General features: G+C 38.4%; 20 protein-coding genes. 3 read left to right on the top strand and 17 right to left on the bottom strand.

Annotated elements, in window-relative coordinates:
* Positions 1-8: 8 nt before the first annotated feature.
* The 11 genes from AC0C45_RS10905 to AC0C45_RS10855 all read right to left on the bottom strand — a co-directional run bounded on the left by AC0C45_RS10905 (position 9) and on the right by AC0C45_RS10855 (position 10,685).
* Complete coding sequence (locus AC0C45_RS10905; protein WP_034653330.1) at positions 9-536, bottom strand: GNAT family N-acetyltransferase; 528 nt, start codon at positions 534-536, stop codon at positions 9-11.
* A gap of 108 nt (positions 537-644) precedes the next feature.
* On the bottom strand, positions 645-1,196 hold the full coding sequence (locus tag AC0C45_RS10900; RefSeq protein ID WP_013056190.1) for a hypothetical protein: 552 nt from the start codon (positions 1,194-1,196) through the stop codon (positions 645-647).
* Between the two features lie 341 nt (positions 1,197-1,537).
* Positions 1,538-2,299 (bottom strand): serine hydrolase, encoded by a 762-nt coding sequence (locus AC0C45_RS10895; protein ID WP_233335082.1) that lies wholly within the window; start codon positions 2,297-2,299, stop codon positions 1,538-1,540.
* Positions 2,300-2,313: 14 nt separating this feature from the next.
* Positions 2,314-3,321 carry an ABC transporter ATP-binding protein gene (locus AC0C45_RS10890; protein WP_016763512.1) on the bottom strand — a complete coding sequence of 336 codons (1,008 nt, stop codon included), beginning with the start codon at positions 3,319-3,321 and terminating at the stop codon, positions 2,314-2,316.
* Between the two features lie 12 nt (positions 3,322-3,333).
* Positions 3,334-4,242 (bottom strand): C40 family peptidase, encoded by a 909-nt coding sequence (locus AC0C45_RS10885; RefSeq protein WP_237893731.1) that lies wholly within the window; start codon positions 4,240-4,242, stop codon positions 3,334-3,336.
* A gap of 31 nt (positions 4,243-4,273) precedes the next feature.
* Complete coding sequence (locus tag AC0C45_RS10880) at positions 4,274-5,218, bottom strand: S66 peptidase family protein (RefSeq protein WP_047930912.1); 945 nt, start codon at positions 5,216-5,218, stop codon at positions 4,274-4,276.
* Positions 5,219-5,306: 88 nt separating this feature from the next.
* Entirely contained in the window at positions 5,307-6,950 is a 1,644-nt protein-coding gene (locus AC0C45_RS10875) for a peptide ABC transporter substrate-binding protein (RefSeq protein WP_047930913.1), read from the bottom strand.
* Positions 6,951-6,973: 23 nt separating this feature from the next.
* On the bottom strand, positions 6,974-7,972 hold the full coding sequence (locus AC0C45_RS10870) for an ABC transporter ATP-binding protein (RefSeq protein ID WP_034653340.1): 999 nt from the start codon (positions 7,970-7,972) through the stop codon (positions 6,974-6,976).
* 4 nt (positions 7,973-7,976) lie between these two features.
* Positions 7,977-8,933 carry an ABC transporter permease gene (locus AC0C45_RS10865; protein WP_170959573.1) on the bottom strand — a complete coding sequence of 319 codons (957 nt, stop codon included), beginning with the start codon at positions 8,931-8,933 and terminating at the stop codon, positions 7,977-7,979.
* The gene (locus tag AC0C45_RS10860) at positions 8,917-9,846 is read right to left on the bottom strand and encodes an ABC transporter permease (RefSeq protein WP_152669661.1); all 930 of its coding nucleotides are present in this window, start codon (positions 9,844-9,846) and stop codon (positions 8,917-8,919) included. The genes AC0C45_RS10865 and AC0C45_RS10860 overlap by 17 nt, the downstream gene beginning before the upstream one ends.
* 14 nt (positions 9,847-9,860) lie before the next feature.
* On the bottom strand, positions 9,861-10,685 hold the full coding sequence (locus AC0C45_RS10855) for a M55 family metallopeptidase (protein ID WP_047930914.1): 825 nt from the start codon (positions 10,683-10,685) through the stop codon (positions 9,861-9,863).
* Between the two features lie 252 nt (positions 10,686-10,937).
* On the opposite strand from AC0C45_RS10855, the gene AC0C45_RS10850 reads away from it, so the two are divergent.
* Positions 10,938-12,233, top strand: a complete 1,296-nt coding sequence (locus AC0C45_RS10850; RefSeq protein WP_047930915.1) for a purine/pyrimidine permease — start codon at positions 10,938-10,940, stop codon at positions 12,231-12,233.
* Between the two features lie 32 nt (positions 12,234-12,265).
* Here the strand turns inward: AC0C45_RS10850 and AC0C45_RS10845 are convergent, their stop codons facing one another.
* From AC0C45_RS10845 to AC0C45_RS10835, 3 genes are all read right to left on the bottom strand, one after another.
* Entirely contained in the window at positions 12,266-16,471 is a 4,206-nt protein-coding gene (locus tag AC0C45_RS10845; RefSeq protein ID WP_472928139.1) for a tetratricopeptide repeat protein, read from the bottom strand.
* Positions 16,472-16,638: 167 nt separating this feature from the next.
* Entirely contained in the window at positions 16,639-17,880 is a 1,242-nt protein-coding gene (locus AC0C45_RS10840; protein WP_047930917.1) for an MFS transporter, read from the bottom strand.
* A 302-nt stretch (positions 17,881-18,182) separates the two neighbouring features.
* Positions 18,183-18,470, bottom strand: coding sequence for a hypothetical protein (locus AC0C45_RS10835; protein WP_013082386.1), 288 nt, complete (start codon positions 18,468-18,470; stop codon positions 18,183-18,185).
* A gap of 276 nt (positions 18,471-18,746) precedes the next feature.
* On the opposite strand from AC0C45_RS10835, the gene cspD reads away from it, so the two are divergent.
* The gene (gene cspD, locus AC0C45_RS10830) at positions 18,747-18,950 is read left to right on the top strand and encodes a cold-shock protein CspD (protein WP_013056175.1); all 204 of its coding nucleotides are present in this window, start codon (positions 18,747-18,749) and stop codon (positions 18,948-18,950) included.
* A 58-nt stretch (positions 18,951-19,008) separates the two neighbouring features.
* Here cspD and AC0C45_RS10825 read toward each other — a convergent pair whose 3' ends face one another.
* Genes AC0C45_RS10825 through AC0C45_RS10815 form a run of 3 tightly spaced genes read right to left on the bottom strand, consistent with a single transcriptional unit; the run spans position 19,009 to position 20,203 of the window.
* On the bottom strand, positions 19,009-19,281 hold the full coding sequence (locus AC0C45_RS10825) for a DUF2564 family protein (protein ID WP_016763504.1): 273 nt from the start codon (positions 19,279-19,281) through the stop codon (positions 19,009-19,011).
* A gap of 56 nt (positions 19,282-19,337) precedes the next feature.
* The gene (locus AC0C45_RS10820; RefSeq protein WP_280168976.1) at positions 19,338-19,520 is read right to left on the bottom strand and encodes a zinc-finger domain-containing protein; all 183 of its coding nucleotides are present in this window, start codon (positions 19,518-19,520) and stop codon (positions 19,338-19,340) included.
* Between the two features lie 29 nt (positions 19,521-19,549).
* Positions 19,550-20,203 carry a ribonuclease H family protein gene (locus AC0C45_RS10815; protein ID WP_016763503.1) on the bottom strand — a complete coding sequence of 218 codons (654 nt, stop codon included), beginning with the start codon at positions 20,201-20,203 and terminating at the stop codon, positions 19,550-19,552.
* Positions 20,204-20,422: 219 nt separating this feature from the next.
* On the opposite strand from AC0C45_RS10815, the gene AC0C45_RS10810 reads away from it, so the two are divergent.
* Entirely contained in the window at positions 20,423-20,821 is a 399-nt protein-coding gene (locus tag AC0C45_RS10810; RefSeq protein ID WP_016763502.1) for a reverse transcriptase-like protein, read from the top strand.
* Positions 20,822-20,823: the final 2 nt, after the last annotated feature.

Here is a 20,823-nt window from a genome sequence, read left to right as displayed (position 1 = left end):
TGCTCGATTTACTTCTTACCTTTTGAACGTCCTGACAATATCACGCTCACTTTTTCCTTGTTGACGGTGTATAAACAAGTACAATCATCTGACTCATACGCCTCTTCTAGTTGAAACGAAAATTTTTTTAAAAGAGTAATTGAATCTTTATTATTAGGATCAACTTTTGCTTCAATTTCTTGTATATGAAACTCTTCAAAAGCTTTTTCTAGCAAAAGGCAGAGCGCTTCTGTCATGAGGCCCTTTTTCCAAAAAGGTCTGCCTAAATCATACCCAATCTCTGCTTGCTTTTTAACATAATCAATACGGTTTAGACCGCAGGTTCCAATGATCTCATCGGAAGTCTTTAATCGAATAGCATAGCGTGTTGCTTTCCCTTCTTTCGTCAAACTTTGGAGAAGTGCAATCATGCTTTCCGCTTGATAAAGCGTCGTAAAGGGCTCAATATTCATATATCTAGTAACCTCTTCATCCGACCAATATTCAAAAACTTTAGAAGCATCTTTTTTTTGAAGAGGAGATAAATATATCCTCATCTATGTTCTCCTCCTTTTGATGAATGATGGAGCAAGACATTTTCATCTGCGCCTCTTTCACATCTTAAAAAATCTCACATGGTGCACGAAACATGTGAGATTTGACATTTAACTATTTTTTGATTGTGCATCGCGCAGCTGCGTATATAAACGATTAATTGCTACAGTCATTGACTGTTCATAGGAATGATGATCATAATAAACCGCTATATTTTTTAACATTTCATACGTTTGATGATCAAGCTGCACCTCAAGCGTAATTTTTTCGTCAATTGTTGCTGTTTGCAAATGATGAGGCAAGTCCTCTTTTGTAGACACTTGCTCTGCAATATGAATTGCTTCTTCTACTGTTTCAATTCGGCCGTACTGATGCACCCATCTTCTGCCCATTTCAATCGTATCTTTTACAAACTGACGATTGGTAATGGTATCTTTAATATTAAATTGATGATCTGCCACATATACAGATTGATACAAGATTACACTGATCACTTCGTCTTTTAAATTTAATTTTCTCAGCTCATCAATTAAATCCGCTATATATTTAGGTAATGGACTAAATGTCCCTCGCACTTCCTTAATTAAATCCATGGCAATGGATTCAGTTGAATTGCGTTTAAATGCTTTTATAATATCTATCATTACATGTTCGTTTGCCATACATACACCACCATCTATGAATCGAATAATTTCATGCTCCTTGCTGCTTTGCATAGACATTCACTATTCGTTTAAAATATATACTATTATTCTATTATATAAAAAATATGAATAAGTTGGTATAGGATGAATGATTTATCATTATTTTTTCATAAAATTTTATGAAAAAGAACATGTTTATCTATTACTAGCACAAATCCAGCGCAGTAAACAACGGTCTCGCCAAAATCTGAGAAGACAAGCATTTATTATTAGTAAATGTGCGTTTTTCTTTGATAGAAGACATTAAATAAAAGGGAGCAAACCAATCCCGCTTATTGAAGTATATGGTCAAAAGATTTTTAGATGTTAGATGACAGAAGATATCCAATATCAGCAATTAATCTCCTTCCCTGTTCATTGTCACTTAGTCCATCTATCAAAACAACGGCATAATACGTTTCGTTACCTCGCATGAGAATAGCACTATCATGTTCTGCTCCCTGTAGTTCTCCAGTCTTATTCGCAGCTTGAAACGCTGATCCTATACGTGCTGGAAGCTTATGCTGAAACTGCTGCATTTCTAACATTCTCATTATTTTTTCGCGACTAGATTTTTGCAAAAGGTTTCCTTCATATATTTCCCTTAGACACTTTACTACATCAGAGGCACACGTATAATTATCAATCCCTTTTTCAACAGCGATTTCGTCCATCATATAGCGGTTTAAAACGGTTTTCTTTAATCCTAGATTTTTAGCACATTCGTTAATTTTTTCAAATCCTACTAAAGAAATGAGCTCATTTGTAGCTGTGTTGTCAGAAACAATTATCATAAGGGTAAGCAGCTCTTCCACTTTAATATGTGTTAACTGCGGAAGAGCTTTAAGTACGCCTGCTCCGCCAACCGTGTTTTTTTCCATTCTTTGAATGACAGATGTTAAAGCCAAGATGCCCGCATCAATTTGACGAAACGCTTCTATTGTAAGCAGCAGTTTGATTGTACTTGCTGCTCGTTGTTGGATAAAAGAATTAATCCGTATGGATTCTTTTCCTTCAATATGAATACGTATAAGTCCATTATTACTCCGCTTCCACGTAGTAACTGCATCTTCGATTTTCATTCTCGCTTTTTCCATCATTTTGTCGCAGCTGTTTCAATATAGTTGTTACTCATTATCTTTTGATTATATAAGTGACAGGCTACAAAGTGATTGTCTTCAACTTCCTGCCACTCTGGCTTTTGAGTCTTACAGGCTGCTACTGCAAGAGGACAGCGCGTATTAAACACGCAGCCCGAGGGCGGATTCATTGGACTTGGCAATTCTCCTTTAAGAACAATTCGCTTCCGATTATCCTCAACGTCAGGATCAGGAATAGGAATAGCTGACAGTAGAGCTTGAGTGTAAGGGTGAAGCGGTTTTTGATACAGCTCCGCACTTGTTGTTAATTCTACTAAATGCCCTAAATACATAACTCCAATACGACTGCTTATATGCTTTACCATCGACAAGTCATGTGCAATAAATAAATAAGTTAATCCTTTTTCTTTTTGGAGTTTCTTTAATAAATTAACTACTTGAGCCTGTACAGATACATCTAAAGCAGAAATAGGTTCGTCTGCAATAATGCATTCTGGATTTAACGCTAAAGCTCTCGCAATTCCTATGCGCTGGCGCTGCCCGCCGCTGAACTCATGAGGATAGCGATTGGCATGATCACGATTTAGCCCTACGTCTTCTAGCAGCTCATACACCCGGTTCAGCATTTCTTTTTTATTCGAATAAAGTCCGTGAACCTCCATTGGTTCTGAGATAATCTCCTTTACGGTAGAACGAGGGTTTAGTGAAGCATATGGATCTTGAAAAATCATTTGCATATTACGATGAAAAGCAAATTTCTCTTTCTCTGATAGCTCATGCACGTTTTTTCCTTTATAAAGCACCTCTCCCGATGTACGGTTATACAACCCAATGATTGTTCGCCCGGCAGTTGATTTTCCGCAGCCGGATTCACCAACAAGTCCAAAGGTTTCTCCTTTTGAAATATGAAAAGACACGCCGTCTACTGCTTTTAAAACCTGCTTATTCGTAATCGAAAAATACTTGCTCAGCTGCTTTACTTCTAACAAATGCTTTGTTGTCATAACTGCCACCTCCTAATAATAGCGCCGGGCTGCGCACAGCTCTTCTTCATAAAGCGTTCCTTTTAATTCAATGAGTTCGACGGTTTTACCCGTTTTAGGTGAATGAAGCATTTTTCCGTTACCATACCAAATACCAACATGGTGGATAGAACCTTCACCTTTTTCATGAGCGAAAAACAATAAATCTCCAGGTTGAATAGAGTCTAATCCTACTTCTTTGCCTCGCCTTGCTTGATCGGTGGCATCTCTTGGAATAAGATAGCCGTTTGCTTTATGAGTAGCATAGGCAAACCCGGAACAATCATATCCCCAAGCACTCATGCCACCCCATAAATATGGAAGATTCAAAAACTGTTCTCCTGCTGCAATAATCATATCTCCAGTTCCTTTTGTTGCTTTACGGTTTCTATCCTCTATTACAACAGCATCTTGACGTTTTATTTTCCCACTGCCAACCGGCGTTTGAACCTCTAGCCATTCTTTATCTTCTTTTAAAAGAGGCAGCTGCGTTTGATAACTAATTTGTAAGGCTTCTTCCGCTAGCTGCAGTGTCGCAATCGCTGCTGTTACCACTGCCGTTGGTTTATTCAATGGAGAATATTCAGCTTGGGAAATCAGTTGGTGGGAAGGAACCCACCCGGGATATCCTCTTTCATCTTTAGAAGAAAACTGAGAAGGAATAACGATTTTTGCCCATTTACCTTTCCGTTCCGTTACGTATACTTCTTCTCCTAGTAACAGCTGCGTTTGAACTAAATTTTTCTCACAAAGCTCCAACCGACGTGTATACGTTAATTGTTCTAGCCATTTATCTAGTTTTACTGGGACACTTGTTGCATTGTCATCTATTTCTCTGCAAGAGTCATAGGAAGTCCACACAGTCGCCACAGCCACACAAACGTAATACGTTTTTTTATCCATCACTTATTTCTCCTCCCCGCAGGTTTAACCTTCAGCGTTCGACTTTATCTTTTGGTAATGTAATACCGGATTCAAATTCCACCATTCGTTCATACGTCGACATCGTGGCATAACTTCCAATCGCCACAGCTGTTTGAGGAGAGCAATGTCCGATGCGAAACCCTCTCATAACGGGCTTTTTTAAAGAAGTTAGGTAACTTGTTAATGCCTCTTCCAATGAAAGCGACTCTGTACGTTTTTTAGGATAGCAGTTATGAAAATCTCCGATAATAATTCCCGCTGCATCCTGCAGTTTATTGGCCATATACAGCTGTGTCATCATGCGGTCAATTTCATACGGCTCTTCATCAATATCTTCAATAAATAAAATTTTATTTTTCGTATCTAGTTCAAATGGTGTACCAAGCGTGCTTACCAGCAAAGTAAGATTTCCTCCTATCAGCTGACCAGTTGCTTCTCCTTCACAAATAGTGTCGAGCGAACTAATTTGATCCGTATAGCAAAAAGAACGGTGAGAAAATAATTGATAAAAAGCTTGCTTCGTCTCTATATGAACATCTTCTTTTCCGATATCCGACGAAAGCATTGGCCCGTGAAAGGTAACCAAATCTGTGCGCTGATGAATAGCCGTATGTAAAAACGTAATATCGCTATATCCCCAAAAAATCTTTGGGTTTCGCTTGATTAAATCGTAGTTTAATTGCGAGGCAAGCCTAGCAGTCCCGTACCCTCCGCATGCACAAATAATTGCCTTTACTTCCTTATTGGCAAACATCGCATGTATATCGGCTGCTCTCTGTTCATCAGTCCCTGCCAAGTACCCGTTTTTTTTATATAAATGTGCGCCTGTTACTACGTTTAATCCTATTCCCTTTAAATATTCTATTCCTTTTTTTAGATTTTGCTGATTAGGCGGACTAGCAGGCGCAATAACAGCTACTGTATCACCTTTTTGTAATGGTTTTGGTTTTATCATCTGTCACACTCCTTTTGTGTAAAGAAATGAAGAAAGTGAAACTTGGGTCAGAAGGGAATTGAAATCCCCTCTGACGAAAAGTTCCACTTTACTGTTTATCTGCCCACTTCAAATCTAAATAGCCAACAGGATGACGAACAATTCCAGATACGTTATCTTTGATTAAAAACACATAGTTGTAGAAATGGATAGGAATGATCGGCATCTCATCAAATAAAATACCTTCTGCTTTATACATAAGCTCAAAACGTTTTTTATTATCAGTTTCGTTCATAGCTTGTTTAATTAACTCATCATATTCTTTATTGCTCCAAGCTGTACGGTTCATTGAATGACCCGTCTGGAAGCTCTCTAAAAAGTTAATTGGATCTGCATAATCAGCTAAAAATGAACTTCGTGACAGCTGAAACTTTAACGCTTTTTGTTCTTCTTGGAAAACATTCCATTCCATATTGGCAAGCTTCACATCTACGCCTAGATTTTCTTTGAACATTTGCTGCAGTGCTTCTGCTATTTTTTTATGCGTATCGTCTGTACTGTATGTTAGCGTAATAGCTGGCAGCTTTTTATATCCTTCTTCTTTCATTCCTTTTTTCAGAAGTGCTTTTGCTTCTTTGCCATCTGTTTTTAATAAATCGCCGCCCGTTTTACGGAAATCCTTTCCATCTGCATCTTTAAATCCGTAAGATACGAACCCACGAGCTGGTTTTTCTTTATTCTTTGTAACAAAATTAACAATTTGATCTTGATCTACAGCCATTGCAAATGCTTTACGGATATTTTTGTTTTGAAAGGGCTCTTTATCTAAATTAAAGCGATAGAAGTAAGTTCCCGCTTGGTCTTCGATATGAACATCTCCATCTTTCAGCAGCTTTTCACTTAAGTCCGATGGAATTTCAGAAACATCTAGTTCTCCATTTTGATACATTTGATATTCTGTGTTTGTATTTTCAACAATTGCCCATTTTACCTTGTCGAGCTTTACATTTTCAGCATCCCAATATTGATCGTTTCTTTCCATGACTAGATTACTGTTATGCTTCCATTGAGTTAATTTGAAGGGACCATTCGCAACAAACGAATCTGCTTCTGCAAACCATTTCGGATTTTTTGTTGCTACTTTTTCATTAATTGGGAAGAACGCTGGATTGGAAACTACGCTTAAGAAATAGGCTTGAGGGCTTTTAAGCGTAACTTCAAAGGTTTTGTCATCTAGCGCTTTTACCCCTACTTGATCAGCACTACCTTTACCCGTATTAAATTCTTCTCCACCTTGGATGAAATAACCTAAAAATGCCGCTGGTGAACCCGTCTTAGGATCTAAAAGCCTCTTCCAAGCAAATACGAAATCACTTGCTTTCACGTCATCTCCATTTGACCATTTAGCATCTTTTCGTAAATGAAACGTATAGACCTTTTTGTCCTCAGAGATATCCCATTTCTCGGCCATTGCTCCTTCAGGCTCATCGCTTTTTCCTAAACGAGTCAGCCCTTCCATTAAGTTATTAAGCATATTCCATGAATATGAATCAAATCCAATAGGTGGATCAAAAGACGTAGGTTCTGCGCCATTATTCATATAAAGGACCTTACCGTCTTCTTTTTCTGTACTGCTTTTCTTTTCTGGCTCCGCGCCTGAATCTTTTGTGGCCGTACAGGCAGCAAGTGCAAATATAAGTACACACATCATTAGTAAAGACCCTATTTTTTTCATCATTTCCCCCTCTTTCATAAGTTCTCTATTCATCTATAAATCTAGCTTATAGTTGTTACAAATTTTTGGGCTCTCTCATCTTGAAGCCAGCAGTGCACTTGGTGACTTTCTTTCAGCTTTGTCGACGCAGGATACATGCGGTCACATACTTCCATTACGTAAGGACAGCGAGGTGCGAACGAACATCCGGATGGAGGTGCAAATAAATCGGGAGGTGATCCTGCAATAGGCACAAGTTCACTTTCGTATAAATCTAACCGAGGAACTGAACGCAGCAATCCTTTTGTATACGGATGCTGCGGCGTATAAAAGATGTCTCTTCTTGTTCCAATCTCTACAATCTTTCCTGCATACATTACGGCAACACGGTCAGCTACCTGAGCAACTACACCTAAATCATGAGTAATTAAAACAATAGAGACATCCGTTTTCTGCTGAATGTCCTTAAACAATTCTAAAATCTGCGCTTGTATCGTGACGTCAAGAGCTGTGGTAGGTTCATCAGCAATTAGCACTTCGGGATTGCATACAAGAGCCATTGCAATGACAATACGCTGTCTCATTCCCCCGCTAAATTCATGAGGATATTGCTTTAGGCGTTCTTTAGGATTTGGAATTCCGACTAGCTCCAGCGTTTCAAATGCTTTTTCTTTGGCTTTTTCTTTTGAAATGTTTTCATGTTGCATAATATTTTCTGCAATTTGCTCACCTACGCGAAGAGTTGGATTAAGCGCAGTCATGGGATCCTGAAAAATCATCGAAATATCAGCGCCTCGAATGTCTCGCATTTTTTTTTCTGATAGTTTCGTTAAATCCTGGCCTTTAAATAAAATAGATCCGCTTGTGATCCTGCCCGGAGGTGTCGGAATTAACCTCATAATACTTTGAGATGTTACGCTTTTTCCGCACCCTGACTCTCCGACAATCGCTAGTGTTTCTCCTTTATGTAAATCAAAACTAACGCCTCTTACAGCTTGAACTCGCCCTCCGTAAGTTGAAAACTGTACGTGTAAGTTTTTGATTTGGAGCATTTTTTCCATTTGCTTACCTCCTTAATTTCGGATCAAGTGCATCTTGCAGTCCGTCTCCAAGGACATTAAAAGCAAACATGGTAAGAGAAATAAAAAAAGCGGGAAAAAACAAACGCCACCAATAGCCTGATAGAATCGTTGATAAACCATCGTTTGCCATTACTCCCCAGCTGGCATAAGGAGCCTGTACACCCAGCCCTAAAAAGCTTAAAAAAGCTTCAGCAAAAATGGCAGTTGGTACGGTTAGTGTCATTTGAACGATAATCGGTCCCATCGTATTTGGAAGCAGGTTTCGCTTAATGATACGACTAGTTTTTGTTCCAAACGTTTTGGATGCAAGCACGTATTCATAGTTTTTTATTTGCAATACTTGCCCCCGTACAATTCTCGCCATCCCGATCCAACCTGTAACGGAAAGTGCCACAATAATCGTAGAAAGCCCGGGGCCCATGACTACCATTAGTAAAATCACCACTAATAAATAAGGAAGACCATATAAAATTTCAATTACGCGCATCATGACATTATCTGTTTTTCCGCCTTTGTAGCCTGAGAATCCCCCGTAAATGACACCGATGATAAAATCAATAAGCGCTGCCATCAGTCCTACAAATAAAGAGATTCTAGCCCCGTACCATGTCCGGGTGTACATATCTCTGCCTAAGTCATCCGTTCCAAACCAATGACTAGCTGAAGGAGGAAGATTTTGCTCTGTAAAAGAAGCTTTCGTTACACTGTAGGGTGAAAACATAGGACCGAATATAGCCATCACAACGAGAATGACTAAAAAAAAGAGACCCAGCATGGCCAACTTATTTTTTACAAGCCTGCGCCAAGCATCATGCCAATAAGAAAGACTCGGCCTTACAACTGCTTCAGCTTCAGATTTCTTCTTTTTCTTTGGCACAAACCACTCATCAGGAATTTGCTTATACTCCTGTTTTTCCAGCACGTTATCCCTCCTTCTTATACAGTTTGATTCGTGGATCAAGTATTCCGTAAGCAATGTCTACTAAAAAAAGCATAATGATGAGAATTGAACTGTAAAAGACCGTCGTGCCCATAATTACCGGGTAGTCTCTCGTATTAATACTGTCCACAAAATATTTTCCCATGCCAGGAATAGCAAAGATTTGTTCAATAACAAATGTGCCGGTTAATACGCTGGCTGCAATCGTTCCAAGAACTGTTATAACGGGCATTAAAGCATTTCTAAGCGCATGCTTAAATACAATTTTTACTGGTGAAAGCCCTTTTGCACGCGCTGTTCGAATATAATCTTGAGTTAGTACTTCTATCATGCTTGAGCGAGTCAAACGTGCAATAATAGCCATAGGACCTGTGGCAAGAGCTAGAGTCGGAAGAATCATATGTAAAGGGCTCGTCCACGTAGCGGCAGGTAAAATTTTCAAATTAACAGAAAGCTGTTGAATTAACAACGTGGCCATAACAAAATTTGGAACCGACAATCCGATAACTGCTATGCTCATCGCCACGTAATCAATTATTCCATTCCTTCTAAGAGCAGCGATAATGCCTAGTGTAATACCGGAAGTCACCGCAAGAATTAACGTCACCATTCCAAGTTCAAATGAAACGGGAAACCCTCTTCCTAAAAGGTCGTTAACCGTTTGAGACGGCTGTTTAATGGAAGGACCAAAGTCAAAGGTAACAATGGACTTTAAATAAAGAATATATTGCACAGCTAGCGGCTCATCTAAGTGATAAAATGATTCCAGGTTTTTTTGAACTGCATCGCTTGTCGCTCGTTCTTCATTAAATGGAGATCCAGGAATCGAATGCATTAAAAAGAAGGTTAAGGTCACAATTACCCATAGCGTAACAAGCATGGATAAAAATCGTTTCAAAATATAACTTTTCACCTTTATCCCACCTTCTAACAGAATGTTGTGCGCGTCGCTAATTCAGTCATAACAAGCATGGCCTGATAAGCTTCTAAAATATCTTTTGCTTGAAACCGAACAGTCGTCGTTCCAGGCTCAATTTCTGTGCCCGGCATTAAGTGCGCCCACTCTGCTTGACCGTAATTTGCAAATTCTATTCGTAAGGTTGGATGTTTAGGTGGAAGTAAAGGTTTAACAAGGTGTCTATGTTGAATAGCTGCGGCTGTTTTTTCTTGAAGTAATTGTTCTGCTTTCTTAGGGGTTAATGTTTTGGCTGCAGAACGTGAAATGGCCTGTTTGACGATAGCAGTCGTCACGTTTGGAATAAGCTGCTGTGCTTCCAACGCCGTTTGGTCATCACCGACTACCATTAAAACTGGCACGCCGTAATAGCCTGCGACATATGCATTGAAGCCTAACTCTCCAATATTCGTATCGTCTATGTACATATTGCGAGCACCAAATATCATCGAATGAGACATGACACCAGGCATGGATGCTTTAGCATGATATCCTAGAAACATAGCACCATCAAAAGTCTGATCTAATCCCTGTACCATTGAATATGGTTTTACGCTTCCTGAAATAAGCTGAGTTTCTGGATGAAGCCGTTCAACAAGGAGATTATTCATACTCGAATGACTGTCATTTACCACAACTTCTGAGCACTGTTCTCTAAATCCTGCATAAATTACTGCATTTGCTTCATCCGTCATTATTTTGCGGCTTCTTTCATAATTTTCTTTCTGCCGCAGAACATTTGTGTGATCGACGAGTCCCGTAATTCCTTCCATATCAACCGACAGATATAGTTTCATTTGTCTTACTCCTCCTCCTTCCTTGACTGTTAGTCAGTTCATTATAAATTATTCTTATGTTTATAATTTATAATTGTAAGAAAATTATAAATTATCTTTCTTCTTTTTACAACAATATATTGAATTTTTTGACACTTTACTCATCTTCCTTTTAACAAGATATCGCTTACAAATTGGAAATCCCATGGTAAAATAATAGAGCAGCCTGTTGGTTCATTCAGCCGCTCGTCGGCATTAATTGAGGTGTTAAGAATGTTTCGAGTTTCCATTGCTTCACTACAATGGTTTTTATTTATGATTTCTAATAGTATGATTGTTCCTATTGTAATTGCTTCTCAGTTTCATTTAAACGCAGCGGATTCTATTCAATTTTTACAGCGAACGTTATTTATTTTAGCTTTATCCGGGCTCTTGCAGGTATTTATAGGGCATAAATATCCCATCATGGAAGGGCCAGCTGGTGTTTGGTGGGGCGTCTTTTCTCTGTATGCGAGTCTTGGAACCGTTCTATTTGGTTCTCACTCTGAAACGCTCCGCGTGCTGCAGTTCACCCTCCTTATAAGCGGGATAATTGCTATTTTGATGAGCCTGCTTGGTCTCATTGATAAACTAGCAAAATACTTTACCCCGACAGTTACCGGTACATATTTAATTTTATTAGTGACGCAGCTCAGCGGTTCCTTTTTAAAAGGAATGTTTGGTATTACAGAAACGAATTCAGCTATTAAACTTCCTATTGCGCTGGCTTCAGCTGCGATTTTGCTGCTGACTTTTTATTTATTATCGCACCGGACGTTAAATAAGCTCAGCATTATTATTAGTATTGGTGTAGGCTGGGGAGTATTTGCAATGCTAGGGTTAGCTAAACCTATCGAGTTTCAGGCGCATTTATTTTACATACCTAAAGTGTTTGTATTTGGAGCTCCTCGCGTTGAATGGAATATGGTTGTCACTGCTTTTTTTGTGACGCTCATTTTAATTACAAACATGCTAGCTTCTATTCGTGTTGTTGAGTCTGTTTATAAACACAAAGGAGAAAAAATTGAAAAAGACAATATTAAGCGTTCGGGGATGGTTTCGGGTATAAGTCAGCTGCTTGGAGGATTGTTTTCAGGTGTCGGTGCCGTGCCTATTTCCGGTTCCGGTGGATTTATTTCAGCTACAAATCTTTATAGCCGAGTTCCTTTTATTGTAGCATCGTGTCTTTTGCTTTTTCTGAGTATCTTTACTCCTTTAACATCCATTATGTCCGCTCTTCCTCCTGCCGTCGGATACGCGGCAATCTTTCCTGTTTTTACAGGTATGATGGCTCTTGGAATTGGAGAATTCAAGCATGCCAAACAGCCCGAAAAAGCAATGAAAAAAGCCGGTATTGCGTTGCTGTCGGGAATAGGGGTTATGTTTTTGCCTTCTCAAGCTTTTTCAACACTGCCACCTTTAGTTACTACTTTTTTAAGCAACGGATTAGTTCTTGGCACCATTATCATTCTTGCACTGGAAATTTTCGAATCCATTTCTTTGAAAAGACAAGGTGCAAAAGAGGGATAAAAAAAAGAAGCTGAAACCCAGCTTCTTTTTTTTTACCTTCTTACCGTTAATCCTTTTAGTTCATCGTCTTCCATAGCCATTTCATAAAATTCTCCCGTTTCATCGTGTGCTAAAACATAATCCAACTCTTCCTGAGCACAAGCAGTTTTTCCAAGAACAGCTAGATAGCATGCCAAGTTATAGCGAATAAAAAGATCTTCGTCTCCACTTTCTACTCTGGTTATCATAAGCGAAGCTGCTGCTTCCGTTTCACCTTCTAAATGATACGCGATACCTAAATCAGTATACATCCCTTCATACTCTTGACGCTGTTCAATCGCTTTTTGAAGAAGTTGAACAGTTTCATGATAACGTTCTGTTTTATTATACAGTTTTGCTAGTCCTGCATATATGTCAGGCTGATAAATCTCCTGTTGAAGTAATTCTTGAAAAGCTGTCTCCGATTTTTCTACCTCTTCAAGGCTACTCAAAATAAATGCTCGGTATATCTGCAAATCTATATGATACGGCTGCTGTTCAAGCAGTTTTTGAACTAAGTTTAGCGCTTCATGTGCAGCCTGTTCATTTTCATGGATATTAACGAGTATATTGGCTAAATGATAGGCAACATCAAAATCCCAGCTTTGATGCAGCGATTTTTTCAGCACGGTGATGCTATCTTCAATTAATCCTTTCTCTTCGTAAAAAGCCGCAAATGCATGCACAGCCTCTTTATTATTCGGATCCGTTTTTATAGCCAGTTCATACAGTTCAATCGTTAAGCCAAGCAGCGTAACCGTTTTTGCTTTTGCTTTGAACTTTGCTAAGCTTCGTTTGAAGATAGATCCTTGCTGCTCTTCTACGATCGAATCGGCATACTCATTTAAAGCCTCGGCTGCGTTTTTAAATAACAAGCTTTTTCTGTGTTTTTCCATTTTTATCTTTTTTAAATCTGCCGTAAGCCCGGACAGTTTTTTTCCATTTGGAAAGCTCGACATGAACGTTTGAAATAGAGCGTAATCTTCCGGATCCTCACTTAGTAACTCTGTAAGAATTTTTCTAGCTTCTTCATATCTATGCTCCATGATGAGCCATTTTGCCTGATGGTGGCGAATAGCAGGATTCTGTGGATCTAGTTCAAGCGCCTTCTCTAAATACGTTTCAGCCTGTGAAATGTCTCCTTTTAGGCGATACACATGAGCCTGGCTGTCAGCAAGCCACTGAGGCAAAACGATTTCCTCTACGCTTTTTAATACCTCTAACAGCTCTTCATACTCTTTCTCTGTTTCACAAAGTGAAGCTGCGTGCTCAACGTTTACTTCCATAGGATTCAGCTGTATCCATTGAAGCAGCCAATTCCTTTCAGCCGTCCGATTTTGTTCTTCACAAGCCATTTCAGCAAGCTTCATACAAGCGGCTTCAAATGTTTTATCAAGAGTTAAGCATTTTTGAAAGGCCTCTTTTGCTTCAGCAGTGCGATTCATTGATTGATATATTTCACCTAACCGATAATATGGTAAAGCATCTTGCTTGATACGAAGCGCTTGTTGATAAAGTTTCTCACTTTTTGTTAGCTGCTTGGCTTGTTCGTATAATATGCCTAAATAGCACATGTACAAAATCTCATTAGGGTGCTCTTGATATTCTGCGGTTAAAAACTTAATTCCACGAGTCAGTAAAGCCGTGTCTTCTAAATAACTCGTATATGCTTCTAACACTTCATCTAACGCTGTTTGAGCAAAATGAATTCCTTCTTCATAAAGAGCAAATCCAAACTCTATCGTTTGGTTGTCTAGCTCCTGTTGTTTTGCAGCATCTAAAAGCATACTGCCTGCATCCAACAGGACGTCGCTGTTCGATGAAAACTTCTGCGCAATAAGCGTGAGCGTATCAACGGCCGTTAAATGTTCACCTGTTTCTAGATACGCATAAGATAAGCCCAAATACATAAGGGCATCTTCTTCTATTTTTAAGCCTTCTTTATACAGAGCAATAGCTTCTTCGTACCTTTGATTCGCGACGTATAAATCGCCTAGTCTTCCTCGAATTGTCATGTCGCTTGGGAGATGCTTCATGCCTTCTTTGAGATAGCTTTCAGCTTCGTCTGTTTTTTCTAGTTGATATTGTAGCAAATCAGCTATCGAAAGATATGGATAAGGAACAGTCGGCAAAAGCTGTTTAGCTACTTGAAATCCCCGGTAAGCTTTACGAAACTTTTTTAAATGTTCATCACAACGGGCTCTTTCAAACCAGCTGTGCGCATCTTTTGGGTTTTCTTTTAATAACGCGTCGAAAAGATTTCTGGCTTCTGCGTATCTTTCTTTCTCCATTAAAATAAGTCCGTGATTGATTTGTGTATAAGATTCATCGCCATACATATTTAAGGAAATAGTCGAGCATTCAAAAGCCTTTTCGAGGTTTCCTTTGTACATATATGCAAGTGCTAAATAGCTCCAGTTCAAATGCTGCTCTACGTCTAATTGCAGCGAGCTGCGCAGTGCTTCAACAGCCTCATCATATTTCTCTTCATCCAGCGCAATTCTTCCTTTAAGATAGTGATAAAAAGAGCTATGCTTTTTGTTATCTATGTGGTGTAACAAAGAAGATGCTCCCTTACTGTCGTCAAGTTTAAAAAAGGCATATGCAGCGTGAAGCTTAAGATAATCATGATTGCTATATTTCTCTAACACATGGTTAATACACGTACGAATATAGGCTTCATGCTCTTTTCTATACAAATGCTTCATACTGTAAATAGCGCCAAATGGAACATGCTCATTTGCTTTTAGTAAAGAAACGAGATCATTAATGTGTGCCTCTTCATCCGCTTCAACTAGTTCGATTAAGTCATACAGCTGACGAATAAACATATCTTGCTCTTTAGAAAGTGAAGCGAGATCCGCTGCCGCTTTAGAAGCAACAATTGATAAAAAACCCGAATTAGCGTAATGCTGATCAAAATTTTTATATTCTACATACGTTGGACTTAGAAAATTAGCATCTTGTACATGAAAAAGTTCAAGTTCATCATCATAGCCAAATACAACTTGAACGTGGGAAGCTTGTTCAAATTCCAGACTGACCAAAATAGGCAGCCCTTTGTCTAATAGTTCTTTAAACTGTTCAACTGTGCCTGTAAAAAACATCGCTGCAAAGCCAAGAGATTCAAAGTAGCTCACCGCAGTTGATAATTTGGAGCCTAACCCTCCGTAAATATGCGTTCCAATCTCATCCTGTGTTTTTTCGGTATGTAAAAGCCTTAACATCATACTCATACTAGCTGGCACGCAATAATTATCTTTTTGAACAATTGGTACAATAGGAAGCTTGATTGTACTGCATTTATCGTCTGTATTCTTTCCAATTAATTTTTGATAAGGTGAATCTTTTAAGCATCGCTTGGTCGATAGCAGATGCGTAAGCTGAGATTGCTGCTGCTGTTCAAAATAAATGTCGGCGCGCAGCAGCGTAAAAAAATCTTGATAATCGTGATAGGGTAACTTTGAATCGATAAATTCAATTGTTTCAAGCAAGAGAGAATACTCTTTTAAATCTTTTAATCGCATCACTTTATCCATATATAAAGACGGAAGCTGTGGGTAGCGGGCAATAGCTTCGTTAATTTTTTCAAGCGATTGTTTATGCTTCCCTTCATACGCATATAAGTCTGCGAGCATTGCATAGCAAAAATCTCCATTCTTCTTATATGTCGTTCCTTCTTTTAAGCAGGCTTCAGCTTTCATTCTGTCGTTGAGCTGCAAATGAAAATAGCCCCATCTGTCAGCCATACCCTTTTGATTATGGGACGTTACTTGTTTCATCCACTCAGAAGCTTCATCCACTTGTTTCATTTCTAAAAGAATTCTTACCTTTAAAAAATAGATTTTCTCAAGCTGTTCCTCTTTAACTGATTCCGTATCCAGCTGAGAAATTAATAAAGAAAGTCTATCATCAGCGTCGAGTATCTTGCCTTCTCGCAGGAGATCATCACAATAAAGAGTCACCATTCGAATCGAGCCAAATCGACGATATCCATATGTCGTTAACATTCGACTTAAACGATTTAATAAAGCTTCATCACAAAAGCGGATAAGCTCGTACAGCTCTTCTTCCGTTTGTAAGTTTGCTAACCATTGTTTCACAATCACCGTAAGGCTCTTTGGTTGAAGGCTTTGTACTTCTTCTGTTATATACGCTACAAGATCAAATATTTGATAATGATCCACCATGCTTTTTAATTTCTGATAATTTATACTCAATTCAAAACCACCTTATTCAATAAAATAAGAACTATTGCATCTGCTGTCTATAAATTGAAGTATAAGAAATTTCAAGGATTTTTTCTAGACACAATATAAATTTAAGCATATTGACGGGTCTTTAAATAGCAAAGAGCCGTCTTTTATCATAAGACAGCTCCATAAAATCACACTTCAGCTTTCTTCAGTTTTACGCCGCCTTCAGGCTTTGGTTTAATCGCTTTTAAAACTAAAATGGCACCTACCGCACTAACCCCTAGAGACGTTTGGAACACAGCCATGTCCGACCACTTCATAAGCAATGTATAAAGGGGAGGCCCAGCTGCTACTCCTACAAAGCGCATCGAACTGTAAAGAGACGTAATGGTTCCTCTCTCTTCCTTTTCAATTCCTTCTGTAATAAGCGCATCAAGACTGGGAAGAGCTGCTCCAATTCCAATTCCACCAAGCACTAAAGTGAGTAAAATACTAAAAAGAGACGTATTAAAAAATAAAATGATGAAAGAACATGTTAACAATAAGAAGCCAAAAAAAGCAGACCACTTCATAACGATTTTATTGTTTCCAACTTTTTTCCCCGCCACAAAAGAAGAAATAGATAAAGCGAGCAAAGGAATAGCCATCACTAAACCTTTTTTCGTATTCACAATATGATAACGCTCCTCTAGTATGGTCGATAGGTAAAATAAAACACCGAATAATACAAGCATAATAATGGCGCCTAAAATAAAAATAGCCATAAGCCATCCAATATTTTCTTTGAGCGTTTTCTTCAAATCCTTCAAAAACTGCTTAATACTTTTCTTTTTTTGTTCAGATTCAGAAGAACTATCATTTTTCGGAACTTTTACTAAAAACATAACCAAAAGAATCGAAATAAGGCAAAGAATAGGAATGAACCAAAAAGGAAGAAACCAAATCATAGCCGCTAAAAAAGCTCCCAGTATTGGGCTTAGTACTTTCCCAAACGTATTAGCTGTTTCAATTAAACCTAGTCCTTTTGTAATTTCTTGCTCGTCTTTGAACATATCTCCTACACAAGGCATCACAACAGGCATAGCTCCTGCTGAACCTATTCCTTGAATCGCGCGGCCAATTAAAATAACCCAGAAAGGATTGGCCATTTGCCATGAAGCCCAGCCTGTTAAAGCCCCTCCTACTGCAGCAAGCAGCAAACTTGGAATAATAATTTTCTTGCGGCCAAATCGATCTGATAAATAACCAGCAATCGGGATTAAAAAAATAGCGAAAATTGAATAGACCGTGATAATCATGGATACCTGCAGCGAGCTTATCTGTAGACGTTTTTCAATCACCGGCAATACCGGAATTAACATTGAATTTCCGAGGGTCATGATAAGTGGCACAGAAGCAAGAGCAAGTAAATCCAATTTTTTTCTACTTTCCATAGCGTCCTCCAAACCTTACTTCTAATTAACGTCACAATCACACGTTTTTCAATTTAAGCTTTATAAAACCTCTCGTGTTCATTGATTTTAAAGCTTAACTATCTCATTACATAAGATGATGTGTATCTATATTTTTTAGCTAAAAAGGTGATTGCTATTCATGGTTTCACTGTTCTTCTTTAATTTATTAAACTTTGTTATTCATCCCTGTTAATACTTGTAAAATCACATATTTTTAATCCTATATATGAAGAAGCGTACGAGTATCTCCGTACGCTTCTTCATATATAGGTGTCACCTTGTTACACTACTTCACCTCGATGCCCCTCTCCATCATACATAAACTGTTTATCAATGATATGTTCGATATATATGGTTGTCAAATCACTTTTTTTCACTTGAGCTACAATTAATCCTAACGGATCGCCAATGGTGAAGCTTGTTCCATTTTGAAACATTAGCAGCTGCTCATTTAAATGCAATACGCGCTTATAAATTTGCTCTTTCTCTAGGTTGCTGCGGCTCTTTGCTGCTTCGAGCGTTGAAAATAACAAAATGATTTCTTTTCCATTTACTTGTGTACGATACATACACGATCCACTCCTTATCACCGCTTTAAAATTATGCTGACTATACTTTTATTATAAACTAAATTTTCAGTTATTTTTCATCTCATAAGAAATTTTTTTAGTTATAATTGTACTACGCCTACGTTAAATAAAATTTAATTTTCAGAAAAGTTAAATTTTAGTATTGAAATTTTATTTCTTCTTATTATATAATATAAACAATCATTTACCTCTATTGGAAATGATAATTCGAGTTTCAGCAGCATGAGGCTGCACAGTACTAGGGGGATTCAAGTTATGCAAAATGGTAAAGTAAAATGGTTCAACAATGAAAAAGGCTATGGCTTTATTGAAGTTGAAGGCGGCAGCGACGTATTTGTACATTTTTCTGCCATCCAAAGCGAAGGTTATAAATCCTTGGAAGAAGGACAAGAGGTATCTTTTGAAATTGTAGAAGGCAATAGAGGCCCGCAAGCCGCTAATGTCACTAAGCTATCATAAATAGATCTTTTTATTTTATAGTAAAAGAGACTCTTTCCGAGTCTCTTTTTTATTATGCCTAGCGTTTGGCCTCAGTAAGCTGCTGTTCACATGTTTGAATAGACTGCATGCACTGCTGAAGAAATTGCTCGTCTACTCCTGTGCCATGAGCTTTGGCAGATTGAAGCTGTGTTTTTGCATCATTAAGCGCATTCGTTGCCTCTTCAAGCTGCTGAGGACTCATACTCATCGTAGCTGTCCCAATCATCTTTTGAGCAGATTGAATAGACACTTCTACTTGCTTTAAATCATTATATCCTGTTGTTACTTCTTCATTTGAAAACTTATCCATTGAAAGAACACCTCCATATGGATAGAATGAAGCTGCTGCCGGCAAATTATACACGCTTACTTTCTAGTCAGCAAATCTCCATACTGCTTAATTTTTTCTCCTACGGTACACTCTTTAATACAAAACGTCTGAGCGTATGTTTTGCCCTTTTCTTTATTAAACGTTTTTTTTACAAAACAATCACTACAGTAGTAATCCAATAACTCCGTTACTTCTTCTAATAATTGTTTACGTTCCACTCTCGTTCATCTCCATTTCGTTCTGTGTGTTACACTTGCTTCCTGCTAGCAATTGGTATCCCTTGAAGAGCTTGAGTAGCAAGCTGATCAGCCTCTTCATTTTCCTTCCTTGAAATAGGCTCATATACCGGCCGGATACCAAGCTCCTGCATTTTATCTTCTATTCGATCTAAGTACCGATTAAACTCTTCTTCGAAACAGGGCCACTCCCCAGCCAGCTGATTTAATACAACCTGAGAGTCACCTCTAAACGTTACCGGTATATGATGAACACCAAGTTCCTCAAGCTCTTGTATTAAATAATAAAAAGCAGCATACTCAGCCTCATTATTTGATTCAATCTCTTGCAGCCTTGAGTTGCGTCGTATTCGGTAAGAGTTGTTGTTCTGTTTAAAATAAATCACAACCCCAAGCCCCGCTAAGAGCGTATCATGCTCATAGCCTCCGTCAAAATATGCCACAATATCGTGGGGCTCTGTCTGTACTTCCTGTAAGAGCTTTTTCGCTTCTTTTACAGTCCATTTTTGCTGCTGCTCATCAAGTAGAAAAATTTCCTTCGTTCGACCTGTTTTTTCTAAATCACCCACAATCATTAGCGCCTCATTCGCATCTGTGAAATCGGAGGTGAAAATTAACTGTTTATGTTTCGAGGATTTATAATGCCATTCAATTTGGAAATTCATAACGAGCATTCCTTTCATCAGCAATTTTGAATTCAACACTTTTTCTGCTTTTTTGTATTTTATCTTCTATTATGTCTTTTCATGACAGTTTTCTTACCTAATAAGCGGATTTTAGCGTTTATACGTGCTAATATAAAATAGCTGAAGTACTTATGATACAATACTATTGATGAAAAAACATGGTTTAAGCTTATATTGTTTTAACAAGGAGGCTGTATGATGATTGAAGTTTATATAGACGGAGCCACTGCTGGCAACCCTGGTCCTTCTGGAGCTGGTATTTTAATTAAAGGAAATGGTGAACATCATCGTTACGCTATTGCTCTTGGGACAATGACGAATCATGAAGCAGAGTACCATGCACTTCTTCATGCATTAAAAATTTGTTTAGAAAAAAAGTATACGAGCGTATCTTTTCGAACCGACTCTCAGCTAGTAGACCGCGCAATGAACCAAGAATACGTTAAAAATAAAGCGTTTGCTCCTTTACTGGAAGAAGCCCTCAAATTGTCCAGTCAATTTGAGTTATTTTTTATAAAGTGGATCCCTAGCTCTCAAAATGCAGGTGCTGATCAGCTGGCCAGACAAGCCATTAATCAAAAAGAAGCAGGAATGTAATC

It is taken from the genome of Priestia sp. VA7 (assembly GCF_055710015.1).
Note: the sequence above shows the minus strand (reverse complement) of the source record. Positions and strands in the feature narration are given on the sequence as shown.